The organism is Roseomonas alba, from assembly GCF_019430885.1.
Taxonomy (GTDB): Bacteria; Pseudomonadota; Alphaproteobacteria; order Acetobacterales; family Acetobacteraceae; genus Neoroseomonas; species Neoroseomonas alba.
On sequence record NZ_JAHYBZ010000002.1, the window covers coordinates 737,924 to 763,161 of the forward strand.

General features: G+C 69.7%; 24 protein-coding genes. 14 read left to right on the plus strand and 10 right to left on the minus strand.

Annotated features, from left to right (window positions below; translation table 11 throughout):
* Window positions 1-258 precede the first annotated feature (258 nt).
* The 3 genes from KPL78_RS07950 to arsB are packed head-to-tail and all read left to right on the plus strand — an operon-like array spanning window position 259 to window position 2,080.
* A complete protein-coding gene (locus KPL78_RS07950) occupies window positions 259-606 on the plus strand; it encodes an ArsR/SmtB family transcription factor (RefSeq protein ID WP_219762360.1) in 348 nt (115 codons plus the stop codon).
* On the plus strand, window positions 603-1,034 hold the full coding sequence (gene arsC / locus KPL78_RS07955) for an arsenate reductase (glutaredoxin) (protein WP_219762361.1): 432 nt from the start codon (window positions 603-605) through the stop codon (window positions 1,032-1,034). The genes KPL78_RS07950 and arsC overlap by 4 nt, the downstream gene beginning before the upstream one ends.
* Window positions 1,031-2,080 (plus strand): ACR3 family arsenite efflux transporter, encoded by a 1,050-nt coding sequence (gene arsB, locus KPL78_RS07960; protein WP_432761278.1) that lies wholly within the window; start codon window positions 1,031-1,033, stop codon window positions 2,078-2,080. Before arsC ends, arsB begins: the two co-directional genes overlap by 4 nt.
* A gap of 4 nt (window positions 2,081-2,084) precedes the next feature.
* Here the strand turns inward: arsB and KPL78_RS07965 are convergent, their stop codons facing one another.
* Both KPL78_RS07965 and KPL78_RS07970 read right to left on the minus strand, forming a co-directional pair.
* Window positions 2,085-2,834 (minus strand): YoaK family protein, encoded by a 750-nt coding sequence (locus KPL78_RS07965; protein ID WP_219762362.1) that lies wholly within the window; start codon window positions 2,832-2,834, stop codon window positions 2,085-2,087.
* 405 nt (window positions 2,835-3,239) lie between these two features.
* Entirely contained in the window at window positions 3,240-4,229 is a 990-nt protein-coding gene (locus KPL78_RS07970; protein WP_369412679.1) for a Bug family tripartite tricarboxylate transporter substrate binding protein, read from the minus strand.
* Between the two features lie 67 nt (window positions 4,230-4,296).
* Between KPL78_RS07970 and KPL78_RS07975 the strand changes: the two genes are divergently transcribed.
* The gene (locus KPL78_RS07975) at window positions 4,297-5,046 is read left to right on the plus strand and encodes an aspartate/glutamate racemase family protein (RefSeq protein WP_219762363.1); all 750 of its coding nucleotides are present in this window, start codon (window positions 4,297-4,299) and stop codon (window positions 5,044-5,046) included.
* 88 nt (window positions 5,047-5,134) lie between these two features.
* Here the strand turns inward: KPL78_RS07975 and KPL78_RS07980 are convergent, their stop codons facing one another.
* The 8 genes from KPL78_RS07980 to KPL78_RS08015 form a co-directional block, all read right to left on the minus strand.
* Window positions 5,135-5,971, minus strand: a complete 837-nt coding sequence (locus tag KPL78_RS07980; RefSeq protein WP_219762364.1) for a flagellin — start codon at window positions 5,969-5,971, stop codon at window positions 5,135-5,137.
* A gap of 190 nt (window positions 5,972-6,161) precedes the next feature.
* Window positions 6,162-6,926: a cold-shock protein gene (locus KPL78_RS07985; protein WP_219762365.1), complete on the minus strand. Its 765-nt coding sequence runs from the start codon at window positions 6,924-6,926 to the stop codon at window positions 6,162-6,164.
* Window positions 6,927-7,033: 107 nt separating this feature from the next.
* Complete coding sequence (locus tag KPL78_RS07990) at window positions 7,034-8,296, minus strand: NAD(P)/FAD-dependent oxidoreductase (RefSeq protein WP_219762366.1); 1,263 nt, start codon at window positions 8,294-8,296, stop codon at window positions 7,034-7,036.
* Window positions 8,293-8,943: a 2-hydroxychromene-2-carboxylate isomerase gene (locus KPL78_RS07995; protein ID WP_219762367.1), complete on the minus strand. Its 651-nt coding sequence runs from the start codon at window positions 8,941-8,943 to the stop codon at window positions 8,293-8,295. The genes KPL78_RS07990 and KPL78_RS07995 overlap by 4 nt, the downstream gene beginning before the upstream one ends.
* 6 nt (window positions 8,944-8,949) lie before the next feature.
* Window positions 8,950-9,354 (minus strand): AtzH-like domain-containing protein, encoded by a 405-nt coding sequence (locus tag KPL78_RS08000; protein WP_369412680.1) that lies wholly within the window; start codon window positions 9,352-9,354, stop codon window positions 8,950-8,952.
* Window positions 9,355-9,666: 312 nt separating this feature from the next.
* On the minus strand, window positions 9,667-10,689 hold the full coding sequence (gene gap / locus KPL78_RS08005) for a type I glyceraldehyde-3-phosphate dehydrogenase (RefSeq protein WP_219762369.1): 1,023 nt from the start codon (window positions 10,687-10,689) through the stop codon (window positions 9,667-9,669).
* A 34-nt stretch (window positions 10,690-10,723) separates the two neighbouring features.
* The gene (tkt, locus tag KPL78_RS08010) at window positions 10,724-12,757 is read right to left on the minus strand and encodes a transketolase (protein ID WP_369412698.1); all 2,034 of its coding nucleotides are present in this window, start codon (window positions 12,755-12,757) and stop codon (window positions 10,724-10,726) included.
* Window positions 12,758-13,082: 325 nt separating this feature from the next.
* The gene (locus KPL78_RS08015; protein WP_219762371.1) at window positions 13,083-13,568 is read right to left on the minus strand and encodes a GcrA family cell cycle regulator; all 486 of its coding nucleotides are present in this window, start codon (window positions 13,566-13,568) and stop codon (window positions 13,083-13,085) included.
* A gap of 175 nt (window positions 13,569-13,743) precedes the next feature.
* Here KPL78_RS08015 and KPL78_RS08020 point away from each other — a divergent pair, with 175 nt between their 5' ends.
* The 10 genes from KPL78_RS08020 to KPL78_RS08065 all read left to right on the plus strand — a co-directional run bounded on the left by KPL78_RS08020 (window position 13,744) and on the right by KPL78_RS08065 (window position 25,223).
* On the plus strand, window positions 13,744-14,253 hold the full coding sequence (locus tag KPL78_RS08020) for a winged helix-turn-helix transcriptional regulator (RefSeq protein ID WP_219762372.1): 510 nt from the start codon (window positions 13,744-13,746) through the stop codon (window positions 14,251-14,253).
* A complete protein-coding gene (locus tag KPL78_RS08025) occupies window positions 14,250-15,596 on the plus strand; it encodes an MATE family efflux transporter (RefSeq protein ID WP_219762373.1) in 1,347 nt (448 codons plus the stop codon). Before KPL78_RS08020 ends, KPL78_RS08025 begins: the two co-directional genes overlap by 4 nt.
* A gap of 75 nt (window positions 15,597-15,671) precedes the next feature.
* On the plus strand, window positions 15,672-16,028 hold the full coding sequence (locus KPL78_RS08030; RefSeq protein WP_219762374.1) for a VOC family protein: 357 nt from the start codon (window positions 15,672-15,674) through the stop codon (window positions 16,026-16,028).
* A 463-nt stretch (window positions 16,029-16,491) separates the two neighbouring features.
* On the plus strand, window positions 16,492-16,815 hold the full coding sequence (locus tag KPL78_RS08035) for a hypothetical protein (RefSeq protein WP_255568716.1): 324 nt from the start codon (window positions 16,492-16,494) through the stop codon (window positions 16,813-16,815).
* A gap of 64 nt (window positions 16,816-16,879) precedes the next feature.
* Window positions 16,880-18,307, plus strand: a complete 1,428-nt coding sequence (locus KPL78_RS08040) for an FAD-binding oxidoreductase (RefSeq protein ID WP_219762375.1) — start codon at window positions 16,880-16,882, stop codon at window positions 18,305-18,307.
* A 14-nt stretch (window positions 18,308-18,321) separates the two neighbouring features.
* On the plus strand, window positions 18,322-19,155 hold the full coding sequence (locus tag KPL78_RS08045) for a glycosyltransferase family 2 protein (RefSeq protein ID WP_219762376.1): 834 nt from the start codon (window positions 18,322-18,324) through the stop codon (window positions 19,153-19,155).
* Window positions 19,156-19,233: 78 nt separating this feature from the next.
* Entirely contained in the window at window positions 19,234-20,385 is a 1,152-nt protein-coding gene (gene lptF, locus KPL78_RS08050; RefSeq protein WP_219762377.1) for an LPS export ABC transporter permease LptF, read from the plus strand.
* Window positions 20,382-21,506: an LPS export ABC transporter permease LptG gene (lptG, locus tag KPL78_RS08055; RefSeq protein WP_219762378.1), complete on the plus strand. Its 1,125-nt coding sequence runs from the start codon at window positions 20,382-20,384 to the stop codon at window positions 21,504-21,506. Before lptF ends, lptG begins: the two co-directional genes overlap by 4 nt.
* 14 nt (window positions 21,507-21,520) lie before the next feature.
* A complete protein-coding gene (locus tag KPL78_RS08060; RefSeq protein ID WP_219762379.1) occupies window positions 21,521-23,800 on the plus strand; it encodes an LPS-assembly protein LptD in 2,280 nt (759 codons plus the stop codon).
* Window positions 23,801-23,867: 67 nt separating this feature from the next.
* Entirely contained in the window at window positions 23,868-25,223 is a 1,356-nt protein-coding gene (locus KPL78_RS08065) for a peptidylprolyl isomerase (RefSeq protein ID WP_219762380.1), read from the plus strand.
* Window positions 25,224-25,238 lie beyond the last annotated feature (15 nt).

Sequence of the window (25,238 nt, forward strand, 5' to 3'; positions counted from 1 at the left end):
AGGCCTTTGGAAACCTCCACTTGGCGCCGTGCGCCGCGGTCGGAGACGGCACCGAAACCCGCTCTTGCGCACGAAGCGCGCTGAGCGAGTGGAGCATGTCCGTTCTGCCCGATGCCAGAAGGCTGCGGTCCAGGATGCCCAGCATCCTGGCGGGGGTGGTTCGGAGGGACAGAGCCCCTCCGATTCCGACCGTGCCGGCAGCAATAGGAACATCAGACGGTCGCTTGACCTGCCAAACAATTCCATCATTATAGAATTATGGAAAAGACGGCTGCCATCCAGTCCCTTGCGGCCCTGGCGCAGGAATCCCGGCTCGACATCTTCCGCCTGCTGATCCAGGCCGGCCCGGAGGGCATCGCCGCGGGGCAGATCGCCGAGAGCCTTGGCCTGGCGTCGCCCACCCTCTCCTTCCATCTCGCGCAGCTCCGCCAGGCCGGATTGGTCACCTTCCGCCGGGACGGGCGCTCGCTGATCTACGCTGCCGAATTCGGCGCCATGACGGCGCTGATCGGCTTCCTGACGGAGAATTGCTGCGGCGGCGACCTGGCCGCCTGCATGCCCGACCTCGGCGCAGGTTGCGCCAGCAGAAAGGAACCGGCCGCGTGACCGTGACCATCTACCACAACCCGGCCTGCGGGACCTCCCGCAACGTGCTCGGCCTGATCCGCAACAGCGGCGAGGAGCCGCGGATCATCGAATACCTGAAGACACCGCCGAGCCGCGCCGAGCTGACCGACCTCATCGCCCGCATGGGCATCTCGGTACGCGACCTGCTGCGGCAGAGGGGCACGCCTTACGACGCCCTCGGCCTCGGCGACCCGTCGCTGACCGATGGGGCGCTGCTGGACGCGATGATGGCGCACCCGATCCTGATCAATCGCCCCATCGTCGAGACCGAGAAGGGCGTGCGGCTGTGCCGCCCCTCCGAGATGGTGCTGGACCTGCTGCCCGCGCAGCGCGGTGCCTTCGCCAAGGAAGATGGCCAGAAGGTCGTGGATGCCGCCGGCAACCGCGTCATGGGTCTGGTGTCGTGAGCGAGGCGGTCGTCCAGCGGGCCGCGCCGGCCATGGGTATCTTCGAACGCTACCTGACGCTGTGGGTCGCGCTGTGCATCGTCGCCGGCGTGCTGCTCGGCCAGGCGATCCCGGGCGTGTTCCACGCGCTCGGCGCGGCGACGGTCGCCGAGGTGAACCTGCCCGTCGCCGTGCTCGTCTGGCTGATGATCATCCCGATGCTGCTGAAGATCGACCTCGGCGCGCTGCACGAGGTCGGGCAGCACTGGCGCGGCATCGCGACGACGGTCGGCGTAAACTGGCTGGTGAAGCCCTTCTCGATGGCGCTGCTCGGCTGGCTGTTCATCGGCTGGCTGTTCCGCCCCTTCCTGCCGGCCGACCAGATCGAGAGCTACATGGCCGGGCTGATCCTGCTCGCCGCCGCGCCCTGCACCGCCATGGTCTTCGTCTGGTCCAATCTTGTGGAAGGCGAGCCGCACTTCACCCTGTCCCAGGTCGCGCTGAACGACGTGATCATGGTCTTCGCCTTCGCGCCCGTGGTGGGGCTGCTGCTCGGCCTGTCCGCGATCACCGTGCCGTGGGAGACGCTGCTGCTCTCGGTGCTGCTCTACATCGTGGTGCCGGTCGCGATCGCGCAGGTCTGGCGGCAGGCGCTGGTGCGCAGCGGGACGCTGGATCGGACGCTGCGCGCACTTGGGCCCTGGTCGCTTACGGCGCTCCTCGCGACCCTGGTGCTGCTGTTCGGGCTGCAGGGGGAACAGATCCTGCGCCAGCCGGCGGTGATCGGGCTCCTCGCCGTGCCGATCCTGATCCAGGTCTATTTCAATGCGGGGCTCGCCTATTGGCTGAACCGGCGGCTCGGCGTGGCCTGGTGCGTCGCCGGACCCTCGGCGCTGATCGGGGCGAGCAATTTCTTCGAGCTCGCGGTCGCGACGGCTATCGCCCTGTTCGGCTTCCAGTCCGGCGCGGCGCTGGCGACGGTGGTAGGCGTGCTGATCGAAGTCCCGGTGATGCTGTCCGTCGTGCAGATCGTCCGTCGGTCGCGGCGCTGGTACGAGGCCGGCTGACCGCCTACTCCTCGGCCGCCGGCACCACCGCATTGGCCAGGATCAGCAGCACCACCGCGAGCGGCAGGCAGGCCGCGAGCCCGATGCGCGCAAAGGCCCAGGCCCCGACCAGCCCGCCGAAGGCGAAGCAGCAGAGCAGTCCGGCGAGCAGCTTCATCTTCGCCCGGTCGGCCATGACCTTCGGCGCGTCGCGCGTCGGATCGGCATTCCAGTAGGTCAGCTTGCCGATCTCGATGCCGAGGTCGGTGACGATGCCCGTGATGTGCGTGGTGCGCATGCGCGCGCCGGAGATCTTGGTGATGCAGGCATTCTGCACCCCCATCAGGAAGCACAGCAGCGGCACCACGGGGATCGCCACCAGTTCGGACGGCAGCAGCGCCCCCATGATGCCGAAGGCGAGCAGCAGCGCGGCCTCGACCAGCAGCGGCAGGGCATAGCTGCCGCGCCAGCCGAGCCGCCGGCCGAAATTGATCAGCCAGGCGGAATGCGCCGCCCCGGCCATGAAGGATGCCAGCGCCAGCATTCCCGCCAGCGCCACCTGCCCCATCCCCAGCGCGACATGGTCCGCCATGGAGGAGACGATCCCCGACATGTGCGAGGTGTACTGCCCCACCACCATGAAACCGCCGGCATTGATGGCGCCGGCGACGAAGGTCAGGGTCAGGCCGAGCTGCTTCTCGGTGGCCTCGGCGCGCAGCCAGCGGCGGGCGGTGGCGCGAAGGTTCTGCGCGCCGTTGTGGGTGGTGGTTGTCATGGCAGGGTCGGCCGTTCAACGGCGGCGCCTGTGCGTCCACTGTCGCGTTGGAAGGGCCTTGCCCCTCCAAGCCACCCCAGCAATGGCCGAAAGGCCTTTGCAAACCTCAACCTGGCACCGTGGGCCGCTGGCAGAATGATGCCGAAACCCGCATTGGCGCGCGAAGCGCGCCTGGTGGGTGCAGAACGACGGCGTTGCTCAACGCCAGGAGACTGCGCTCCAGGGGCTCCAAGGCCCAGGGGCACCCATTGGCGGGGTGGTTCGGAGGGGCAGAGCCCCTCCGATCTCCGTAGCAAAGCATCGAAGCGCCCCCTTCGGCGTCGTGCTGCGCTGCCCCGAACCCGCCGGGCCAGGTGCGGTCCGGAGAGACACATATCCCCTCCCCGGTTCCATCGCATCACGGCGTCAGTCCACCGTCGCGCCGGAGGCCCGCACCACATCCGCCCAGCGCGCCACGTCGGCCGCCAGCGTCTGGCGGAACTGCTCCGGCGTGTTCGGCGCCGCCGGTGGCGTGATGGCCTGGTTCTGGATCAGCCATTCGCGGAACTCGGGTGTGGAGATGATCCGGTTCACCTCGGTGTTCATGCGGTTCACGATCGGCGCCGGCAGATGCGCGGGCGCGAGCAGCCCGTACCAGGTCGAGGTATCCATCGGCGGCAGGCCGCAGGCCTCGGACACGGTCGGGACATCCGGCAAGGCGGCGAGGCGTTCGCGCGTCAGCACCGCCAGCGCGCGCACCTGGCCCTGGCGGATGGGGCCCATGGCCGCGCCGGTCTGGTTGAAGAACACGTCCGTGTCGCCGGCGAGCAACGAGGCGATCGCCCCCGGCTGACCGCGATAGGGCACGTGCAGCATGTCCAGATGCGCGGCGACGGCCACCTGCGCCCCGGCGAGATGCGTCGAGGCGCCATTGCCGGTCGAGGCATAGGAAATCGCCTGCGGCCGCGCGCGCGCCGCCGTCATCACGTCCTGACAGGTGCGGAAGTTCGGCCGCTTCTCGGGGCTGACGATCATCACGTTCGGCACGTCGCCGAGCAGGACGACGGGCGTGAAGTCGTTGATCACGTTGAAGGGCAGCCGGCGATAGAGCGCGGCATTGATGGCGTGCGTCCCCGCCGTGCCGAACATGAACAGATAACCGTCCGCAGCCTGCTTCGAGACATATTCCGAGGCGATGTTGCCGCCGGCGCCAGAGCGGTTGTCCACCACGACGGGCACGCCGAGCGCGCGCGACAGCGGTTCCGCCAGGCGGCGGGCATAGATGTCGGTGCCGGCGCCATTGGGGAAGCCGCCCATGATGGTGATGGGCCGGCTGGGCCAGGCGGCGTCCTGGGCCTGGGCCGGAAGGGCGGCCGTGGCAGCGATGGCGGCAGCAAACAGTGTTCGACGAAGCACGATCCCGGTCTCCTTGCGCGAAGGGTTGCCGCTGGGCCGGCACGTCGGGACGCGCTAGCCTGCCGGCATGGTTTTCTCCTTCCCTGCCCCCAATGTCGCGCGGACCGCCCGCGGCGGAAAGGCCATCTATGGCGCCCCGATCGGGATCCTCATGCTGGAGACGCGCTTCGCGCGGGTTCCGGGGGATGTCGGCAATGGCGGGACCTGGCCGTTCCCGGTGCTCTACCGGGTGGTGCGCGGGGCCAACGCCGAAACGGTGGTGCTGAACGGCGCCCGCGGCCTGCTGCCCGCCTTCATCGAGGCAGGGCGGGAACTGGTGGAGTTGGGCGCCGAGGGCATCGCGACCTCCTGCGGCTTCCTCTCGCTGTTCCAGCAGGAATTGGCGGCTGCGCTGGGCGTGCCGGTGGCGACCTCGGCGCTGATGCAGGTGCCCTGGGTGCAGGCGACGCTGCCGCCGGGCAAGCGCGTCGGCGTGGTGACGGTGCGGGCGGGATCGCTGACGCCGGCCCATCTGGAAGCGGCCGGCGCGCCGCTCGACACGCCGATGATCGGCACCGAGGGCGGGCAGGAATTCCATCGCGTGCTGGTGGATGGGGCTTCGACGGATCTCGACCTGGCGCTGGCGGAACAGGACATCATCGCCGCCGGCCAGACCCTGGTCGCGCGCCACTCGGAGGTCGGCGCCATCGTGCTGGAATGCACGAACATGCCGCCCTATGCGGCATCCCTGGCCGAGGCAGTCGGGATGCCGGTCTATGACGTGGTCTCGCTGATCTCCTGGCTGCACGCCGGGCTGCGGCCCCGACGCTATGCCTGATACCGACCCGCCCTTGCCGGTTCGGTATCAATACCTGTCCTGCGCGCGGCCGCCCCGCGCAACAGACGCCTTCGCCGGAGGCGGATGATCAGCCGCCGCGGAACAGGCTGAGCAGCGACTGCGGCGCCTGGTTCGCGATGGACAGCGACTGGGTGCCGAGCTGCTGGCGGATCTGCAGCGCTTGCATGCGCGCCGATTCCTTGGCGAGGTCCGCGTCGATCAGCGCACCCAGACCACCATCCAGCGCATCGAGCTTGTCGCGGTTGTAGGAGATCTGGGAGTCGACGTAGCGCGAATCCGACCCGTACTGGTTCAGTGCATTGGCAATGGCGGTGTTGATGGTGCCCCAGTCGCCGCCGGCCGCGATCGCCGCCTGGGCCGTCGCCGCATCGGTCGGCGCGGCAGCGACGACCATGGTACCGAGCCCATCCAGCGAGGTCAGCGTATAGGTCGTGCCGGCCTCGTTGCGGGTCGTGGTGATGTCGCCACCTTCCGGCGGCGTGGTCGAGAGCAGCGTGCGGCCATTGTAGGTCGCATCGGTGATGAAGTTCTGGATCTGGGTGCGCAGCTGTTCGTACTGGGCTTCGTACTGGGAGCGCTGATCGGCGTTCAGCGTATCGTCGGCGAGGCGCACCAGCGTCTCGCGCACCTTAATCATGCTGTTCGACACCTGGTTGAGGCCGGTCAGCGCGGTATCGAGGATGCCCTTAACGCCGCCGAGCTGCTCATTCGCGGCGGTGAGGCCGGCGACGTCGGCGCGGACGGACTGGGCGACCGCGAAGGCCGCGCCGTCATCCTTGGCGTCGTTGACGCGAAAGCCGGTCGAGACGCGCTTCTGCGTGGTGTTCAATGCCTCGTTGGTACGATTCAACGATTGCAGCGCGACCATCGCGCCGACATTGGTGTTCACCGAATTGAGGCTCATCGGGATCTTCCCTTCGATAAGACGGGATATTCCCGCCGCGCGCCCACTCTGGCGCCCGAAGGTGAAGGGACCGCTAACGCCGGTTCCTTTTCTGCGACAGCACGCCAGGCCCAGGCGCGCGCTGCATACCGGACAGAAAAAGGCCCCGCGCCTTCCGGCGACGGGGCCCTTCCGAGGACCGACCCGAAGGTCAGTCCTTCATGTTCACGGCCTGGCGGCCACGCTGGCCGTCACGGACCTCGAGCGAGACCTTCTCGCCCTGCTGCACATCCTGCTTGCCGGCGCGCTGCAGCACCGAGGAATGCAGGAACACGTCCTGGCCGCCATCGTCCGGGGTCACGAAGCCGAAGCCGCGGACCTGGTCGAACCACTTGACCGTACCGTTGATGTCGTAGGTCGGCCCCCCCTCATCGCGGCCGAAATCGCGGCGCGGCGGACGGTCGCCGAAGGCGCGCGGCGGACGGTCGCCGAAGCCACCACCACCGCCACCGAAACCACCGCCGCCACCGAAGTCGCGACGCGGGGGACGGTCACCGAAATCACGGCGGGGCGGACGATCGCCGAAGCCACCGCCACCGAAGCCGCCGCCACCACCGAAGTCACGGCGCGGGGGGCGGTCGCCGAAGTCGCGCCGCGGGGGACGATCGCCGAAGCCACCGCCGCCGGGGCCGGCGCCGAAATCGCGGCGCGGCGGACGGGCGCCACCGCCCTCGCCGCGCTTCAGCTCGACGATGCGGGTGACGAGACGACGGCCCTGCCGGTCCGTACCGATCTCGCAGACGAGCTTGTCCCCGGTATCCGGCGGCTCGATCCCGGCCTCGGTCAATGCCGAGGCGTGGAAGAAGACGTCGTTGCCATCCGGCCCGAGCACGAAGCCGAAGCCTTTGCGGCTGTTATACCATTTAACCTCGGCCTCGATCGGGCCGGTGCCACCCTGGTTGTCGAAATCAGACACGTTCCTGCAGGTCCACACAATTCTCGCGAGCCTGCGGGATGCAGGGCCGCTATTTGTCAGGATGGCACCCCGACAAACGGAAAGCGAGTGAAATCCGAGTCCCCAGGTCAGGCGAAACGGCGCGGATCGAAGGATGCGAGCGGGATTTCAGGCATTCCGCCTGCGAGAAGAGCAGCCACCACCCGTCCCGTGCGCGCCCCGGCCACCAGGCCGGTATGGCCATGGCCGAAGGCATGGATGATGTCGGGCGTCGCGCTGGACGGCCCGAGGCAGGGCATGCCGTCCGGCATGGACGGCCGGTGGCCCATCCACACCTTCACCCGTTCGGCCGGCAGGTCGCGCGGCAGACCGGGGAAGCAGCGCAGCAGGTGGTCGCGCAGGATCTCCGCCCGCTTCCAGTTGGGCGCGGCGGCGAGGCCGGCGATCTCCACCTGCCCCGCGCAGCGCAGGCCGTTCGCCGTGCGCATCACCGACATCTTGCCATCCGAAGGCATCAGGCCGTGCCGCGGCGAGACCTCGGGATCGGCGAGTTCGGCGTGGTAGCCGCGCTCGGTCTCCAGCGGCACGACATCGCCCGCCGCCGCGGCGAGCGGCTTGGCATAAGCGCCGGCCGCGATGACGGCGGCGTCGGCCGGGATGTCTCCCTGGTCGGTCTGCACGGCCTTGAGCCGCCCACCCTCGATCGCGAAGCCCTTCGCGGCGGCGCGGCGCAGTACCGCCCCCTGCCCCACGGCATGGGCCACGAGCGCGGCGGTATAGGCGCCGGGATCGTTGCAGTGGCCGCCTTCCTCGACCATCACGCCGAAGGTGTAGCGGCGATCGAGGTCCGGCTCGCGCTGACGCAGGTCGTTGGCATCAAGTTCGATCCAGCGCACGCCGACCTTGTGGCGGATCTCCCAGACCGTGGCCTCGGCCTCGAAATCAGCGCGAGAGGGGTAGATGTAGATGAGCCCCCGGCGTTCGATCAGGTGGCTGACGCCCGCTTCCTCGGCCAGCGCCGCATGCAGTGCCGGCGCATCGACCACCAGCGGGCGCAACGCCCGGGCCGTGGCCTCCACCTGCGGCCAGGTCCAGCCCGCCCGCAGGTAGCGGATCAGCCAGGGTGCGACGGTCGGGAAATAGGACCAGCGGATGGCCAGCGGCCCCAGCGGGTCCATCAGGAACTTCGGGACCTTCCTCCACAGGCCGGGGACCGCCGGCGGGATGACCGACATGGGGCTGAGCCAGCAGCCATTGCCGTAGGACGCCGCCTGCTCGCCGCCCGGTTCGGCCGGGTCGACGATGGTGACCTGGAACCCGCGGCGGAGTGCCTCCACCGCCGAACAGGCGCCGACGATGCCGGCCCCGAGGATCGCAACCTGTCGTGTCATGCTGCCCGTATCTTGCCGATTTCCGCCGAGGGACCGGATTGCACGGCCTTGCCGGAGAGGTAGTCGTCGAGGAAGAAGAGCCGGTCCTGGCCCCAGAGCCAGAGATCGTCGCAGAAGAAGGTGGGCGCGCCGAAGACGCCGCGCTTCACCGCTTCCTGGTTGTTGCGGTCCCATTCGGCATCGATGGAGGAGCTTTCCTCCTCGCGATGCAGGGCCTCGCCGGGGAAGCCCTCATCCTCCGCGATGGCGACGCGAACGCGCGGATCAGCGATATCGCGGTTGTCGACCCACAGCGCCCGCAGCAGCGCCTGGGACAACTCCATCGCATCCAGCCCACGCGCCTGGGCGGCCATGACCATGCGCCCGGCCGGCCGCTGGTCCGAGGGCGGATAGTGCCTCGGCTTCAGCGTGATCGGCACGCCAAGATGGCGCGACCAGCGGTCGAGTTCCAGCGCATGATAATCCTGGCGCGGCTCGGGCCGCGTACGCAGCGGGACGCCGCCGGTATGCTTGACGACCAGGCGGAAATCATAAGGTTTCAGGACCAGCGTGGCGCCGTGGCGCTTCACGATCTCGGTCAACTGCTTGCCGCCCAGATACATCCACGGGCTGGACAGTGTGTAGAAGCATTCGACCGTTCGGCCCATGACCCTTCACCCCCTCTGCGTGCGACCCGGGTCGCTGTTGGCGAGCAGCGAGACATGCGCGGAGACCACGCGCCAGCCATGCTCCGGCAGGCGCGCCATGATCTTGGTCTCGCGGCCGATGAGGCCCGTGCCGACGCGCTCATATTCCAGATGCGTGCAGGCGACGTCGCGGCCAAAGCTGGTGATGTGGACCTTGCGCGTGGTGCGCGGGGCGTAGGATTTCACCGTCGCGCGGAAGGCGCGGATGGCGTCGATGCCATAGAGGATCTCGGTGACGCCGAAACGCACCGTGCGCGGGTCCGGCCAGAAGGAGGCATCGAGGGTGTCCGTGTCGTTCGACGCGATCGCAGCCTCGTAGCGGTCGAAGACCGCGCGGGCCTCGGCGATCACCTCGGGGTTGTCGATCTCCACGGCAGGACTCCTGATTTTCCGCCACCATGCCGCGACCTCGCGGGATTGGCGAGTCATCGGGAGGGGCCGGAACCCCCTCCGCTGGCGGCGGTGCAGGCGCCAGCCTGCGGGGCGGCGCGCAGGTCGTGTGCTGGAAGGCTGGTCGACGGGGTGAACTATGGCCCGGACCCGACGGGCGCTGGAGAGAGGGGGCCTGCCCCTCTCCGCACTTCGCCCCGCCGATGGAACCCATGGACGTTGCAAGGCAACGTCATTGGGATACCGATGGCAGGGACAGGTTCGGAGAGGGGCGACGCCCCTCTCCAGGACGCCTCAGAGCGACCCGAACAGCTTCGCGGTGTCGCTCATGCGGTTCGAGAAGCCCCACTCATTGTCGTACCAGGACATCACGCGCACCAGCCCGCCGTCCACGACCTGCGTCTGCGTCGCGTCGAAGGTCGACGACATCGGGTTGTGGTTGAAGTCGACCGACACCAGCGGCGCAGTGTTGTAGCCGAGAATGCCCTTGAGCGGCCCGCTCTCGGACGCCGCCTTCATCGCCGCGTTGATCGCTTCCTTCGTCAGGCCCTCGGTCTTGGCCGGCACGAAGTCGAGCGAGACGAGCGAGACGTTCGGCGTCGGGATGCGAATGGCGGTGCCGTCCAGCTTACCCTTCAGCTCCGGCATGACGAGGCCCACGGCCTTGGCCGCACCCGTGCTGGTCGGGATCGCGGACACCGCCGCCGCGCGCGCGCGGTGCAGGTCCTTGTGCAGCGTATCGACGGTGTTCTGGTCGCCGGTATAGGCGTGGATCGTCACCATGTAGCCACGGACGATGCCGAAGGTGTCGTGCAGCACCTTCGCGATGGGTGCCAGGCAGTTGGTGGTGCAGGACGCGTTGGAGATGACGGTCATCTCCTTCGTCAGCGTCTGGTGGTTCACGCCATAGACGATGGTCGCGTCGGCATTGTCGCCGGGGGCGGAGATGACGACCTTGCGCGCGCCGGCGGTCAGCAGCGCGGAGGCCTTCTCCTTGCTGGTGAAGATGCCGGTGCATTCCATCGCGACGTCGACGCCCTGCAGGGGCAGCTTGGTCGGATCGCGCTCGGCGGTGATCTTGATGGGGCCCCAGGTCTTGCCCGCATTCTTGATCGTGATGGTGTCGCCCTCGACGATCACCTCGCCCGGGAAGCGGCCATGCACGCTGTCATAGCGGAACAGATGGGCATTCGCCTCGACCGAGCCGAGGTCGTTGATGGTCACGAATTCCAGGTCGTCGCGGCCCGCCTCGCAGGCCGCGCGCAGCACCAGGCGACCGATGCGCCCGAACCCGTTGATGGAAACCTTCACCGGCATGGTGTCCTGTCCTTCCCCTTGGGTAGTGTCGTCGTCAGGCGAGGCGCTTTTTCACCGCCGCCGTCACGGCATCGGACGTGATGCCGAAATGCTTGAACAATTCCTCGGCCGGTGCCGAGGCGCCGAAGCCCGACATGCCGATGAAAATTCCGTCAGCGCCGAGCCAACGCTCCCAGCCGAAGCCGATCGCCGCCTCGATGCCCACGCGCAGCCCGGTGCCGAGCACCTGCTCGCGATAGGACGCGTCCTGCGCGGCGAAGATCTCCCAGCAGGGCAGCGAGACGACGGCCGTCGGGATGCCCTCCGCTTCCAGCGCCTCGCGCGCCGTGATGGCGAGGTGCACCTCGGACCCGGTCGCGATCAGCGTCGCCTTGCGCGGTCCGGAGGCTTCCGCGAGCACATAGCCGCCGCGGGCGCAGCGATTCTCGCCGGTATCGGTGCGCAGCGCCGGCAGGTTCTGCCGCGACAGCGCCAGCAGCGAGGGCCCATCCGCGCGCTTCACCGCAAGTTCCCAGCATTCCGCTGTCTCCATCGCATCCGCCGGGCGGAAGACGAAGACATTCGGCATGGCGCGGAAGGAGGCGAGGTGCTCGACCGGCTGGTGAGTCGGGCCGTCCTCGCCGAGGCCGATGCTGTCATGCGTCAGCACATGGATGGTGCGCACGCCCATGAGCGCGCCGAGACGGATCGCCGGGCGCATGTAGTCGCTGAACACCAGGAAGGTGCCCGAATACGGGATGATGCCGCCATGCAGCGCCATCCCGTTCATCGCAGCGGCCATGCCGTGCTCGCGCACGCCCCAATGGATGAAGCGGCCGGCGAAATTGCCCGGCGCGATCGCCGGGATGCCCTTTACATTGGTGTTGTTCGACCCGGTGAGGTCGGCCGACCCGCCCACCATCTCGGGCACGGACGGCACCAGGGCCTCCAGCGCGCGCTGCGAGGAGACGCGCGTCGCGAGCTTCGGCTTCTCCTCGGCGTGCTTGGCGCGCAGGGCGACGAGCGCCTCGTGCCACGCCTCGGGCAGCTTGCCCGACAGGGCACGGTCGAATTCCGCCTGCTGCGGATGCTTGGCCAGACGCTTCAGCCAGGACCGGCGGGTGCCGGCGCCGCGGCGGCCGGCGGCCTCCCAGGCAGACTTGATGTCCTCAGGCACGGTGAAGGCGGGCGAGGTCCAGCCCAGCGCCTCCTTCGCCGCCGCCGCCTCGGCGGCACCCAGCGGCGCGCCATGCGACCCGGCGGTGCCCGCCTTGGACGGTGCGCCGAAGCCGATGATGGTGCGGCAGGCGATCAGCGTCGGCTTGCGGTTGCGCGTCGCCCAGGCCATGGCGGAGGCCAGCGCCTCGGGGTCGTGCCCGTCCACACGGCGCGTCGCCCAGCCATAGGCCTGGAAGCGCTTCAGCGTGTCGTCGGTGAAGGACAGCGCCGTGTCGCCGTCGATCGAGATGTGGTTGTCGTCCCACAGCACGCACAGCTTCGACAGCGCGTAATGCCCGGCGAGCGACGCCGCCTCGTGCGAAATCCCTTCCTGCAGGTCGCCGTCGGAAGCGATGACCCAGGTGCGGTGATCCACCAGGGAGGCGCCGAAGCGCGCCGCCAGCATGCGTTCCGCGAGCGCCATGCCGACCGAGGTCGCGATCCCCTGCCCCAGCGGGCCGGTCGTCGTCTCGATGGCCGGATGCTCGCCGAATTCCGGATGGCCCGCAGCCGGCGAATGAAGCTGGCGGAAGCGCTTCAGCTCCTCGATGCCCATGCCGGCATGGCCGGTCAGGTGCAGCAGGGAATACAGCAGCATCGACCCGTGGCCGGCCGACAGCACGAAGCGGTCGCGGTCGGCCCAGCGCGGATCGGCGGCGTCGTATTTCAGGAACTTCGTGAACAGCACCGTGGCGACATCGGCCATGCCCATCGGCATGCCGGGATGCCCGGACTTCGCGGCCTCCACGCCATCGATCGCCAGCGCGCGGATGGCATTGGCCAGCCGCCGCGTCTCACTCGCCGGCCGGGCGAGGATCTCGGCCTGGGCGGCAAGGGCGGGGTTCTGCGAGGCGTCGGGCGCCGGGGCGATGCTGGCCAAGATTAAAGCACCTGCAATCTACTTCGGGGAGCGGGGCCGCTATAGAGGCGGGGGCGCAAACCGGCAACCGGACGGTCATCGAAGGGGCCTTGCCCCGCCAAGCCACCCCACCAAAGGCCCGAGGCCCTTGGAAACCGCTACTTGGCGCATGGCGCCGCTGTCGGAAAGAGGTGCCGGAGCCCGCTTTCGGGCCCGATGGACGCCATGACGAGGCGACATGCCTGTCGTGTCGGCGCCGATGTGTCGTCTCGAAAGGCCTTGATCGGCCGGCATACCCAAGATGGCCCGGAGGGGGCGGCGCCCCCTCCGGCCCGTTTTACGCCGCGTCCTCGCGGCGATCGCGCGGCTTCACATAAGCGAGCGCCGCATGCTCGGTGCAGTACGGCTTGCCGGACATCGGCTCGGCGCCGCAGAAGCGGAAACCCGCCGTGCCCGGTTCCCCGATCGGCCAGCAGCAGGACCGCGAGCCGAGTCGCGGCCTGGCAGCCGGGAAAGGCCGCACCACCGGCGGCGGCGCCACGGCCACCACCGGGGCCGGCTGCGGCGCCATCGACGCCGGGCGCAACATCGCCGGCGGCGCCACGCGGGCGGCCGGAATCGGCCGCGGCGCGCGGGGTGCCGGCGCTGGGCGCGGCTCCGCATCGCGGCGGATCGGGCTCGGCCGCGCCGGCAGATTCAGCCGATGCGCCTTGCCCACCACCGCATTCTTCGAAATACCCATCCGCCGGCCGATCTCGGCCGTGGAATGGCCCTCAGCCCAGAGCGCCTTCAGGCGCTCGATCGCTTCTGCGGTCCAGTCCATCGCAGCGTCCCCCTGTGTCCCCCTGACACAACATACGGTAGGCGAAGCGACCCCCGGCACACAAGTTCTGCGATGCAGGCGAAGCACAGAATCCTGTGGACAAGCTGCCACAGCCATGTGACTTTCAGTTTGAAAGTTGCAATTTGCAAGTTGCGGCTGCGTTCGAGGAAACACCATGCGGCCCACCGATTTCGGCGCCATGCGCTGCCCCGTCGCCCGCGCCATGGCGGTGCTCGGCGAACGCTGGACCATGCTGATCCTGCGCGAGGCCTTCTGTGGCACCACCCGCTTCGACGGCTTCGCGACCAATCTCGGCATCGCGCCCAACATCCTCTCGACCCGGCTGACCCACCTGACGCAGCACGGCCTGCTGGAACGCGTGCCCGAGGGCAGCCGCCACGCCTATCGCCTGACGGATCGCGGCCGCGACGCCTTCACCCTCTATCTCGCCATCCGCGATTGGGGCGCGCGGCACTTCTCCGGCCCCGAGGGCCCGCCCACCGTCATGATCGACCGCATGACCGGCGAGGCCGTGCGCGCCGCGCCCCCCACCCGCGCCGACGGCACCCCGATCAGCCCGGAGGACGTCCGCATCATCCCCGGCCCCGGCGCCAACACCGCCATCCGCCGCCGCTTCGGCGGCCAAGAGACCCAGCCCGTCCCGGAGGACGCCGAGACCCCATGAACGATGCCGCCGTCCTCACCGCGCCGCCCCTCGTCACGACGCAGGAGAGGCTGCGCCGCATCCTCGCCCTGGCGGCGCCCACCACGCTGCTCGCCGCCGCCCAGGTCGCGGCACTGCTGATCGAGCCCTGGCTCGCCGCGCGCCAGGGCACCCTGGCGTTGGCCGGCTGGGCGCTGGTGTTGCCCTTCGCGCTGCTGCTCGGCCAGATGACGGCGGGGGCCATGGGCGGCGGCGTGGTCTCGGCCATCGCTCGCGCCCTCGGCGCCGGCAAGCCGGAAGAAGCCGCCGCGCTCGCCACCCACGCGCTGGTCATCGCCTGCGCCGGCGCGGCGCTCTTCGCCATCCCCCTCGCCATTTTCCCGCGCAGCGTGCTCGGCCTGATCGGCGGCATCGAGACCGCCGGCGCCGCCGCTGCTTACTCGGCCTGGCTGTTCGGTGCCGGCGCCCTGCCGACCTGGCTGACCAACACCTTCGCCTCCATCCTACGCGGCGGCGGCCGTCACGCGCTCGCCGCCCGGGGCGTCATCGGTGCCTGGATCGTGTACCCGCCCCTCGCCTGGCTGCTCATGGAGCCCTGTGGCATGGGGCTGGCCGGGGCGGGCCTCGCCTTCGCCATCGCCATGACCGGCGCGGCGCTGCTGATGGCCGGGGCGGTGATGTCGGGCCAGGCGGGCTTCCGCCCGTCCCTGCGCACGCCGCTGCGCTGGGTCCTGTTCCACCGCATCCTCGCGGTCGGGCTGATTGCCTGCGTCATGGCGACCATCGCGAACCTCGCCACCATCCTCGTCACCGCGCGCATCGCGAGCCATGGCGCGGCGGCCGTCGCCGGCTACGGCATCTCGGCGCGCATGGAGTTCCTCATGATCCCCCTCGCCTTCGGCGTCGGCTCGGCGCTGACCGCGCTGGTCGGACGCGCGGTCGGTGGCGGCGACTGGCCCGAGGCTCGGCGCATCGCCTGGACCGGCGGCGCGCTCGCCATCGCCGTCACCGGGGTGGTGGGTTTCGCGGTTGCCCTGTTCCCGGCGGCGACTGCGGCGGCCTTTACCCAGGACCCCGCCGTGCGCGCCATCGCGACCGACGCCCTGTCCATCATCGGCTGGGCCATGCCGGGCTTCGGCATCGGCATGGCGCTGTATTTCGCCGCCATGGGCGCCGGGCGCATGGCCTTCCCGGTCGCGGCGGCGCTGTCGCGCATCGCGCTTGCCGTCGGCGGCGGCTGGGTACTGGGCGACCTGATGGGCTTCGGCCTGACGGGGCAGTTCGTCGCGGTCGCGCTTGGGATCACCGCCTATGGCGCGCTCTGCGCCGTCGCGGTGCGGCCGGGCGTTTGGGGCACGCACTGACGCGACGGCTGCTGACAGGAACTGACGCAGCCCCGGCGGAGGATCGGCGCATCGCAAACACGAAAGGCGATGGCGATGCCCGAACCCGGACTTTTCATCCTCTATGTCGAAGACGCGCCGGCGAGCGCACGTTTCTACCGTGCGCTGCTGGGGCGCGAGCCCGTCGAATCCTCCCCGGCCTTCGCCATGTTCGCCCTCGACTCGGGCGCCCGGCTGGGGCTGTGGTCGCGGGCGACGGTGGAACCGGCGGCGGCCCTGACCGGCGGCGGCGGCGAACTGTGTTTCGCCGTGCCCGATGTCGACGCCACCCATGCGGACTGGGTCGCGCGCGGGCTGCCCATTCTCCACCCGCCCACCGTCATGGAATTCGGCCGCACCTTCACCGCGCGCGACCCGGACGGGCACCGCCTGCGGGTCTATGCGCCGGCCTGACGCGGAATGGGAGGCGCCCCCGTCTGGAGGCGCGACGAGACACCGCACTGACTGAGTTGGAGAGGGGCTCTGCCCCTCTCCAAGCCTCACCCCGCCAAAGGCCACAGGGCCTTTGGAAACCTTGACTTGGTGCCCTGCGCGACGGTCGCGCCACGGTCAGGCACGCGCTTCGTGCCCAACACCAGGACTGGCACCCGGGCACCTCGCATACTTCCGCACACCGAAATGACCGTCGCGCCCAACACCGGGTACCGGTTTCCAAAGGCCCTGTGGCCTTTGGCGGGTGGGGGTCCGGGGGAGGGCAGAGCCCTTCCCCGCTCCGCCATCACCAGAATCCTCGCGCGCATGGGGCAAGGCCCTTCCCGGCTCCATAGGTCAGAACGATGCACGGCCCGCCGGATGGGACTGTTGTTCCCGCCGCCCCGGGTTCATACCCGCCCCCGGCACGCAGCAAGGACCGCCCATGATGGACAAGGATGCCCTGACCGCCTGGGCGCTCGGCAATGGCTGGACGATGATCGGCGGCCATCCGAGCCTGACCAAGCCCACCTCCCCCAAGGAGGCGATCGTGCGCATGCTGCTCAAGGCGACGGTCGTCACCATCGAGGTGAAGAAGCCTGCCGGGAAATGGGAGAAGGTCGCCTCCGAACCCTATGGCAAGGTGGAGGCCGACCCGGAGGGCGGCCCGCCGCAGGGCCTCGGCCTGGGGAAGATCCCGAGCCTGACCATGCTGATGCAGGAGAATCGGGACCGCCAGGTCTTCGCGCGGATGACCGGCAAGGCGTGAAGCGGCCCGCGCGCCGACCGGGCGATTGACCCCGGCCGGCGCCCGGCGTTTTCTCCGCCTCACCATGCCCGACACCATCCCGACCGACGGCCTGCTGGCCGAGTTCCGCGCCCTGCTCGGCCCCGCCGGCGTGCTGACCGATCCCGCCGACATCGCCCCGGCCCTGTCCGACTGGCGCAGCCTCTACCAGGGCAACGCCATGGCGGTGCTGCGCCCGGCGACCACCGAACAGGTCGCCGCCTGCGTGGCGCTCTGCGCCAAGGCGGGCGTGCCGATCGTCCCGCAGGGCGGCAACACCTCCATGGTCGGCGGCGCGACGCCGACCGAGGACGGCCGCTCCGTCGTACTGTCACTCGCCCGGATGAACCGCATCCGCGCCATCGACCCGGTGGACATGACCATGACAGCCGAGGCCGGCGTGGTGCTGAAGACCGCGCAGGATGCCGCGGCGGATGCGAACTGCCTGTTTCCGCTCTCGCTCGGCGCCGAGGGCACGGCGACGATCGGCGGCGTGCTGTCCACCAATGCCGGCGGCAACACCACCGTGCGCTACGGCAATGCGCGTGAGCTGATGCTGGGCCTCGAGGTCGTGCTGCCCGACGGGCAGATCTGGTCGGGGCTGCGGCGGCTGCGCAAGGACAATACCGGCTATGCTCTGCGCCACCTGTTCGTGGGCGCGGAGGGCACGCTCGGCATCGTCACCGCCGCGACGCTGCGCCTGTTTGCCCGCCCGCGCGCGAATGAGGTCCTGTTCTGCTCGGTGCGCGATGAGGATGCCGCGCTCGCCGTCTTCCAGCGTTTCCGCGCGGTGGACGAGACGGCGATCCGCGCCTTTGAATACATGTCGGGCACCGGCGTCGATTTCGCGGTGAAGCACATCCCCGGCGTGACGCTGCCGGTCGCCGAGCGCGCCGACCACTACATACTGGTCGACCTCGCCTCGACCCGTGCCGATGCCGACCTCCAGGGGCTGGCCGAGCAGGTGCTCGGCGCAGCGATGGAGGAAGGCGAGGTGCTCGACGCCGTGATCGGCGGCAATGAGGCGAAGCGCCAGGCCATCTGGCGCATCCGCGAGGAACACCCCGAGGCGCAACGCAAGGAAGGCGCTTCGGTGAAGAACGACGTCTCGGTGCCGGTGTCGAAGGTGCCGGAGCTGATCCGCCGGGCCTCGGCGGCCTGCATCGCGCTGATCCCCGGCACGCGGCCGGTGCCTTTCGGGCATCTCGGCGACGGCAACATCCACATGAACCTGGAACAGCCGGTCGACATGGACGGCGCGGCCTTCCTCGCCCGCAGCCACGACATCATGGACACGGTGAACGAAGTGGTCCGCGATCTCGATGGATCGTTCAGCGCCGAGCACGGCATCGGCCGGCTCAAGACCGACATGATGGAAGCCTGGCGTGGCGGGGCAGAGCTCGATGCCATGCAGCGCATCAAGGCCGCGCTCGATCCCAAAGGCATCATGAACCCCGGCAAGGTCCTGCCCTGACCGCCGCCGGCCGGGTGACGGTCGTCACCGTCACCCATGACAGTCGGGACGCCATCGGGGGATTCCTGGCGGCGCTGCCGGCGGATCTCGCGCTGGTGGTAGTGGACAACGCCTCGGCCGACGGCACGCCGGATCGCGTCGCGTCGCTGCGGCCTTCGGCGCAGGTGATCCGCAACAGGGCGAATCGGGGCTTCGGCGCCGGCTGCAATGCAGGGCTCGACGTCGCAGCGACGGAATTCGCCCTGCTGCTGAACCCTGACGCCCGGCTGGCCCCCGGCACGCTGGAAACCCTGGTGGACGCCGCCGACCGCTTCCCCGACGCCGCGATCCTCGCCCCCACCATCCTGGGCCGCGACGGGCACCGCGTCCGGTCCTACGAGACGACACGCGCACGCCGGCCGCTCCTGCCGCGCCGGCGCGACGCCGAACCCTGGCCCGAGGGCCCGGCCTGCTTCGATTTCGTCTCGGGGGCCGCGATGCTGCTCCGCCTGGCCCAGGGCCTGCGCTTCGACGAATCGCTCTTCCTGTTCTACGAGGACGACGCGCTCTGCGCGGAGGCCCGCGCCCGCGGCCATTCCGTGGTGCTGGTGCCGGACGCACGGGTTGAACATGCGGGCGGGACATCCTCGCCGCCATCGCTGCGCATCCGCTGGCGCAAGGCCTATCACATGGCCCTGTCGCGGCAGGTCTTCGGGGCCCGCCACGGCCATGCCGACGCCCCGCAACGCCTTCTGCGCCATGGCGGAAAGGCGATCGGCCATGCCCTGACGCTACGCGGAACGAAGGCCCTCGAAGACCTTGCGGGCCTGGCTGGCACCCTCATCTGGCTGGGGCGCCGCCGGCGCTGAACACACGGCGCCGTGATGGACCATATCCCCGCGAGGCTTCCGGCGCGGGGGACAAACCTCTAGTTTGCCGCATCCTGCATGACCCGCATCGATCGCTACCTCTTTCGCCAGCTCTCCCTCGCCCTGATCGCCGTGACGATCGGGCTGGCGGCGCTCGTCTGGCTGACGCAGTCGCTGCGCTTCATCGAGCTCGTGCTCGACCGCGGCCTGTCGATGGTCGTGTTCATCGAACTCACCAGCCTGATGCTGCCATCTTTCTTCGCAGTCATCCTGCCGATCACCACCTTCGTCGTGGTGCTGTTCGTCTATGTGCGCCTGGCGAGCGACCGCGAGCTCGTCGTCATGCGCGCCGCGGGGCTGTCGCAATGGACGCTGGCGCGGCCCGCTGTGGCGCTCGCCGTGCTGGCCACAGGCGTCTGCATGGCGCTGAACCTGTGGCTGGTGCCGCTGTCGCACACCGCCTTCCGGCAATGGCAGTTCGAGATCCGCAACCAGCTCGTCGGCGTGCTGCTGCAAGAAGGCGTCTTCTCCCAGGTGGGCAACGACCTCACAGTCTATGCGCGCTACCGCGACCCGGACGGCACGCTGCGCGGCATTCTCGTGCACGACGCGCGCGGCGATGGATCGCCGGTGACCATCCTGGCCGAGCAGGGTCGCATCACGACCTCCCCCACCGGGCCGCGCGTGACTCTGCTGAACGGCGTGCGCCAGCAGGTGGAGAAGGCGCCGCCGAATGCCGCGCCCGGTTCGCCCCCGCTGCGCCTGAACCTGCTCTCCTTCTCGGAGAACAGCATCGATCTGGCCCGCGCCACACGCGGCGACGAGGTCCGCAACCGCGATTCGCGCGAGCGTTCGGTGACCGAACTGCTCGAACCCGATCCCGCCGAGGGCCTGCGCGACCGCGAGATCCGCCGCTTCTACGCCGAGGCGCATCAGCGCCTGTCGGGCCCGTTCACCACCCTGTCCTTCGCCCTGGTGGCCCTGGCCGTCGCCCTGACCGGGGAGTTCCGGCGCCATGGCGGCGGATTCCGCATCGCGGTCGGCATCGGCATGGTGGTGGCCCTCCTTGCCTTCGGACTGACCGGGGGCAACCTTGCCGCGCGCGACAATGTCTGGGTGCCGCTGATCTGGGTGCAGGCGCTGCTGCCCGGCCTCATCGCGCTGTGGTGGATGGTGGGCGCGCCCGGCTGGCCCAAACCGGGACGCCCGCCCATGCCGGCCGAAGCATGACCTTCGCCCACACGCTCACCCTCTATGTCTCGCGGCGCTTCGCCTCAGCGACGGTCGCGATGCTGGCCGCGCTTGCCGCCCTCGTCGCACTGTTCGACCTGATCGAATTGCTGCGCCGCGCCGCGACGCGCCCGGACGCGACCTTCAGCCTGGTCACAGAGATCGCCGCGCTGCGCCTGCCCTTCGTGGCCATGCAGATTCTGCCCTTCGCCATCCTGCTGGGCGGCATCGCCGCCTTCTGGCGGCTGACCCGGTCGTCGGAACTGATCGTGGCGCGCGCCGCCGGCATCTCGGCCTGGGGCTTCCTGACCGGGCCAGTGGCGGTGGCGGTGATCCTCGGCGCCTTCGCGACGACCATGATCTCGCCGCTCTCCTCGGCCATGCTCGCGCGGGCGGAGAGGCTCGATGCACAATACCTGCGCAACACCTCGGGCATCACCGCGCTGGCGGGCGGGCGGCTGTGGCTGCGCCAGTCCGATCCGGTTCTCGATCCGCAGGGAGTCGCCATCCTGTCCGGCAGGCCGGTACCCATCACCGATCTGCGCCCCGGCCAGGCCTTCCGGCTGGACGACGTCACCCTCTGGCGCCTGTCCTCCGACGACCGGCCGTTGGCCCGGGTTGAGGCACCATCCGCCGTGCTCGAACAGGGGCGCTGGGTGATCCCGGACGCGATCACCTTCGGGTCCGACCGCGTCCCGTCTCCGGCGCAGCGGATGGAGTTGCCGACGGAACTGACCCCGGGACGCATCCAGGATTCCTTCGCCAGCCCCGACACGCTCTCCTTCTGGGCGCTGCCGGACTTCATCCAGGTGCTGGAAAATGCAGGATTCTCGGCGGTGCGACACCGGCTCCAGTTCCAATCGCTGCTGGCGCTGCCGCTGCTGGCAGCGGCCATGGCTCTGCTGGCGGCGGGATTTTCCATGCGTTCCTCCCGCCGCGGCGGGGTGGCGCAGATGATCGGGGGCGGCGTCGCAGCCGGCTTCGCCCTTTTCGTGATCGACAAGGTGACGGCGGAATTCGGGGAGGCCGGCACCCTGCCGGTGCTCTTCGCCGCCTGGGCACCGGCGGGAGCGGGCTTCCTGCTTGCCACCGCACTGCTGCTGCACCTCGAGGACGGGTGAGGACCATGGCCGGGATGCCGAAGACGCTAGCCGGGCTGGGCACGCTGTTCTCGCTGGCCTCGGCGGGACAGGCGCTGGCCCAGGCCAGCCCGACGCTGCCGATCGAGACGCCGCGAAGCGTCGCCCCGGTCCTGCCGGGCCAGCCCCCCGCCGGCGCGGCGGCGCCCGCCGCGGCACCCGCGGCACCCGGCGCACCGCCCACCCAGGACCAGCCCGTGACCTTCACGGCCGAGGAGGTCGAATACGATCAGAATCGCGCCCTGGTCGTCGCCCGCGGCCATGTCGAGGCCTGGCAGGGCAACCGCGTCCTGCGCGCCGACGAATTCACCTATGACCGCAACACCGGCGTCGCCACCGCCCGCGGCAATGTCCAGCTCATCGAGGCCGACGGCCAGGTGGTCTTTGCCGAGAGCGTCGAGCTGCGCAATCAGTTCAAGGATGGCGTCCTCGAGGGCCTGCGCGGCCTGCTGGCGCAGAACGGGCGCGTCGCAGCAGCCGGCGCGCGGCGCACCGACGGCAATTTCTTCGACCTCTCCCGCGTCGTCTATTCGGCCTGCGATCCGTGCCAGACCGATCCCCTCGCCCCGCCGGTCTGGCAGCTCCGCGCGCGTACCGCGACCCTCGACCAGGTGTCGCGGCAGGCGCGCTATCGCGATGCGGTGGTTGAGTTCGGCGGCGTGCCGTTGTTCTGGACACCCTACCTGCAGCATCCCGCGGGGTCGGCGCCACGGCAATCAGGCTTCCTCAGCCCGACCTTCGGCATCACCAACTACCTCGGTGGCTTCGTCGAGACGCCCTATTACTGGGCAATCGACGAACACCAGGATCTGGTGCTGAGGCCGCAGATCGCGACCAGCGCGGCGCCCAATCTCGGCCTGGAATACCGCCGGCGCTTCAACTTCGGCGAGATCTCGGCCGAAGGGTCGGTGGGCTACCTCAATGGGGAGCAGAACACGCCGGAGGGCCCGGCCGGGCACGTCTTCTCCCGCGGCCGCTTCGCCATCGACGAGAACTGGCGCGCCGGCTTCGACTACAACTGGGCGAGCAGCGAGGACTACCTCCGCATCTACCGCTACGGCGCCCGGCGCCTGCTGAACCAGGTCGCTTATACGGAAGGCTTCTGGGGCACAGACGCCTATGCCCGGATCGACGGGCGAGCCTTCCAGGGCCTGCGATCGACCGACAACAACAGCCAGATCCCCTACGTCCTGCCGAACATCTACGGCGACTGGCGGTCCCAGCCGGACAGCCTCGGCGGGATCTTCACCATCGACACCTGGAACTTCGCCGTCTTCCGCGAGGAGGGCACGAGCACCCAGCGCGTCGCGACACGGCTGCACTATGCCGTGCCCTATACCGACGGTGCCGGCGGGGTGTGGACCGCTCGCATGCAGTCGGATCTGCAAGCCTACAACTACACGGACCTGGCGCTGGCGCCGAACTACTCGACCTCGGCGAACAATGGCGGCATCGGCACCGCGAACATCCGCGCCGCGCTCGACTGGCGGATGCCCTTCGTCCGTTCGGCCGGGGAATACGGCCAGCAGGTGATCGAACCCCGCGTCCAGTTCGTCGGCGGGCCACTGACCGGCAACCAGTCCTCGGTGCCGAACGAGGATTCGATCGACTTCGAGTTCACCGATGCCAACCTGTTCAGCCTGAACCGCTTCTACGGGCGGGACCGGCAGGAAGGCGGCACGCGCTTCGACTATGCGCTGCGCGGGGCCTGGTACTTCCCCAATGGCGGCATGCTGGAAGGCCTCGCCGGCGCGTCCTACCGCATCCAGAACGATGGCGGGCCCTTCTACGAGGGCAGCGGCCTGACCAACCGGGCCTCGGACTACGTCGCGCGGGCCCGGCTGATGCCGGTGAGCTGGCTGGAATTCCTCGGCCGCGGGCGCTTCGCCCAGGAAGACGGGTCGGTGCAGTTCATGGACCTGTCGACCACCGCATCCTTCGAGACCCGCACCTCGGTGACCGCCGGCTATCTCTACACGCCGGCCATGCCCTACCTGACGCCCGTGCAGCCGCGCAACGAGGTGGTCGTCGGCGTCAACCAGCAGATCGGCCATTGGCGCTTCGGCGCCCTGGCCAGGTACGATATCGAATTGAATCGCCCCGTGGTGATCACCGCCTCGGCCGGCTACGAGGATGAGTGCTTCCTGCTCGAAGCCCGCTTCCTGAAAAGCTTCGCCGAGGATCCGGGAACCAACAGCCTCTATCCTGCCAATACGGTGCTGCTGTTCCGCATCGGGCTGAAGACGATCGGCGATGTCGGTTTCCGGGCGATTTAGTTTGTCACAAAGCTCAACCGACCACGGACTCGCTCCTGTCGGCCCCAGCCACTATGAAGGCGCTGTCATGACAGTCGCGACGACGCACACCCTTCTCGGGCGCCTGCCCACGATCGCCGCCGCGGTGATGGCTACGCTGCTGGCCTTCGCCGGCACGGCCGCCGCCCAGTCGGTCAACCGCATCGCCGCGGTCGTCAATGGCGACGTCATCACGCAGAACGAGGTGGACAGCCGCCGACGTCTGCTCGCCCTGTCCGCCGGCATCACCGGCGAGACAGCGGGGCGCGCCAACGACCAGATCCTGCGCCTGCTGATCGACGAGCGCCTGCGCACCCAGGAAGTCGCCCGCCGCCGCATCCCGGTGACCGACCAGGACATCGCCAACGCGGTCGGCGACATCGAGCAGCGCAACGGCCTGCCCACCGGCGGCCTGCGCGAGAATCTCCGCCGCGGGAACATCGACCCGCGCGTGCTGTACGACCAGATCCGGGCCCAGGTCGGCTGGAACCGGCTGCTGCGCGCGCTGCTCGGCGACCAGGCGAACATCCCCCAGGCGGCGGTGGACGAATACCTCGCCGCCTATCAGGCACGCACCGGCCAGCCGGAATACCTGGTCTCCGAGATCTTCCTCCCGGTCTCCAATCCCAGCCAGGACGCCGAGGTGCAGCGCTTCACCGCGGACATCATCGCCCGCCTGCGGCAGGGCGCGCCCTTCACCATGGTCGCGACCCAGTTCAGCCAGTCGCAGACCGCGATGCTCGGCGGCGACCTCGGCTGGGTTCAGGCCGAGCGGCTCGACCCGGAAGTGGCGGCGATCGTGCGGCAGATGCCCGAAGGCGCGATCTCGAACCCCATCCGCGTGCCGGGCGGCTATGTCATCGCGATGATGCGGCAGAAGCGTACCGCCGGGCGCGATATCGCGACGCTGCTGACCGTGCGCCAGGCGGTCTATCCCTTCGAGGGCCAGGTCAACCCGGTCGCCCCTACCGCGCAGCAGATGCGCCAGGTGGAACGCGCGCAGCAACTTTCGGAAACGGCGCGGTCCTGCGACGCGTTGGACGGCGCCGCCCGCGACGGCGCGCGGGTGAACGACCCGGGCCAGGTGCGGCTCGACAACGTGAACCCGCCGGAGCTGCGCGAACTGCTCTCCAACCTGCCGCTCGGGCGGCCGTCCCAGCCGATCATCGCACCCGATGGCGTCATGGTGCTGGTGGTCTGCGCCCGGGAAACCAAGAACCTCGCCGAGGTGACGGCGGAGCAGGCGCGCGATCGCCTCATCCGGGAGCGCGTGGAATTGATCTCGCGCCAGATGCTGCGCGACCTGCAGCGCCGGGCCCAGATCGACATCCGGACGGCCACGCCCGCGGCGACCACCCCGGCACAGCCGCCGGCGAATCCGCGGCAGGGGGCGCGGCGGGGGTGATGTCCGGCAACCAGA

Coding starts and splice junctions, on each gene's coding strand:
- KPL78_RS07975 (WP_219762363.1), top strand. CDS start 4,297: ATGGTTTTCTCCTTCCCTGCCCCCAATGTCGCGCGGACCGCCCGCGGC.
- lptG (WP_219762378.1), top strand. CDS start 20,382: ATGACCTTCGCCCACACGCTCACCCTCTATGTCTCGCGGCGCTTCGCC.
- KPL78_RS08030 (WP_219762374.1), top strand. CDS start 15,672: ATGCCCGAACCCGGACTTTTCATCCTCTATGTCGAAGACGCGCCGGCG.
- KPL78_RS07965 (WP_219762362.1), bottom strand. CDS start 2,834: ATGACAACCACCACCCACAACGGCGCGCAGAACCTTCGCGCCACCGCC.
- KPL78_RS07990 (WP_219762366.1), bottom strand. CDS start 8,296: ATGACACGACAGGTTGCGATCCTCGGGGCCGGCATCGTCGGCGCCTGT.
- KPL78_RS07950 (WP_219762360.1), top strand. CDS start 259: ATGGAAAAGACGGCTGCCATCCAGTCCCTTGCGGCCCTGGCGCAGGAA.
- KPL78_RS08025 (WP_219762373.1), top strand. CDS start 14,250: ATGAACGATGCCGCCGTCCTCACCGCGCCGCCCCTCGTCACGACGCAG.
- gap (WP_219762369.1), bottom strand. CDS start 10,689: ATGCCGGTGAAGGTTTCCATCAACGGGTTCGGGCGCATCGGTCGCCTG.
- KPL78_RS08035 (WP_255568716.1), top strand. CDS start 16,492: ATGATGGACAAGGATGCCCTGACCGCCTGGGCGCTCGGCAATGGCTGG.
- KPL78_RS08065 (WP_219762380.1), top strand. CDS start 23,868: ATGACAGTCGCGACGACGCACACCCTTCTCGGGCGCCTGCCCACGATC.
- KPL78_RS08060 (WP_219762379.1), top strand. CDS start 21,521: ATGCCGAAGACGCTAGCCGGGCTGGGCACGCTGTTCTCGCTGGCCTCG.
- lptF (WP_219762377.1), top strand. CDS start 19,234: ATGACCCGCATCGATCGCTACCTCTTTCGCCAGCTCTCCCTCGCCCTG.
- KPL78_RS07980 (WP_219762364.1), bottom strand. CDS start 5,971: ATGAGCCTCAATTCGGTGAACACCAATGTCGGCGCGATGGTCGCGCTG.
- KPL78_RS08040 (WP_219762375.1), top strand. CDS start 16,880: ATGCCCGACACCATCCCGACCGACGGCCTGCTGGCCGAGTTCCGCGCC.
- KPL78_RS07995 (WP_219762367.1), bottom strand. CDS start 8,943: ATGGGCCGAACGGTCGAATGCTTCTACACACTGTCCAGCCCGTGGATG.
- KPL78_RS08020 (WP_219762372.1), top strand. CDS start 13,744: ATGCGGCCCACCGATTTCGGCGCCATGCGCTGCCCCGTCGCCCGCGCC.
- KPL78_RS08015 (WP_219762371.1), bottom strand. CDS start 13,568: ATGGACTGGACCGCAGAAGCGATCGAGCGCCTGAAGGCGCTCTGGGCT.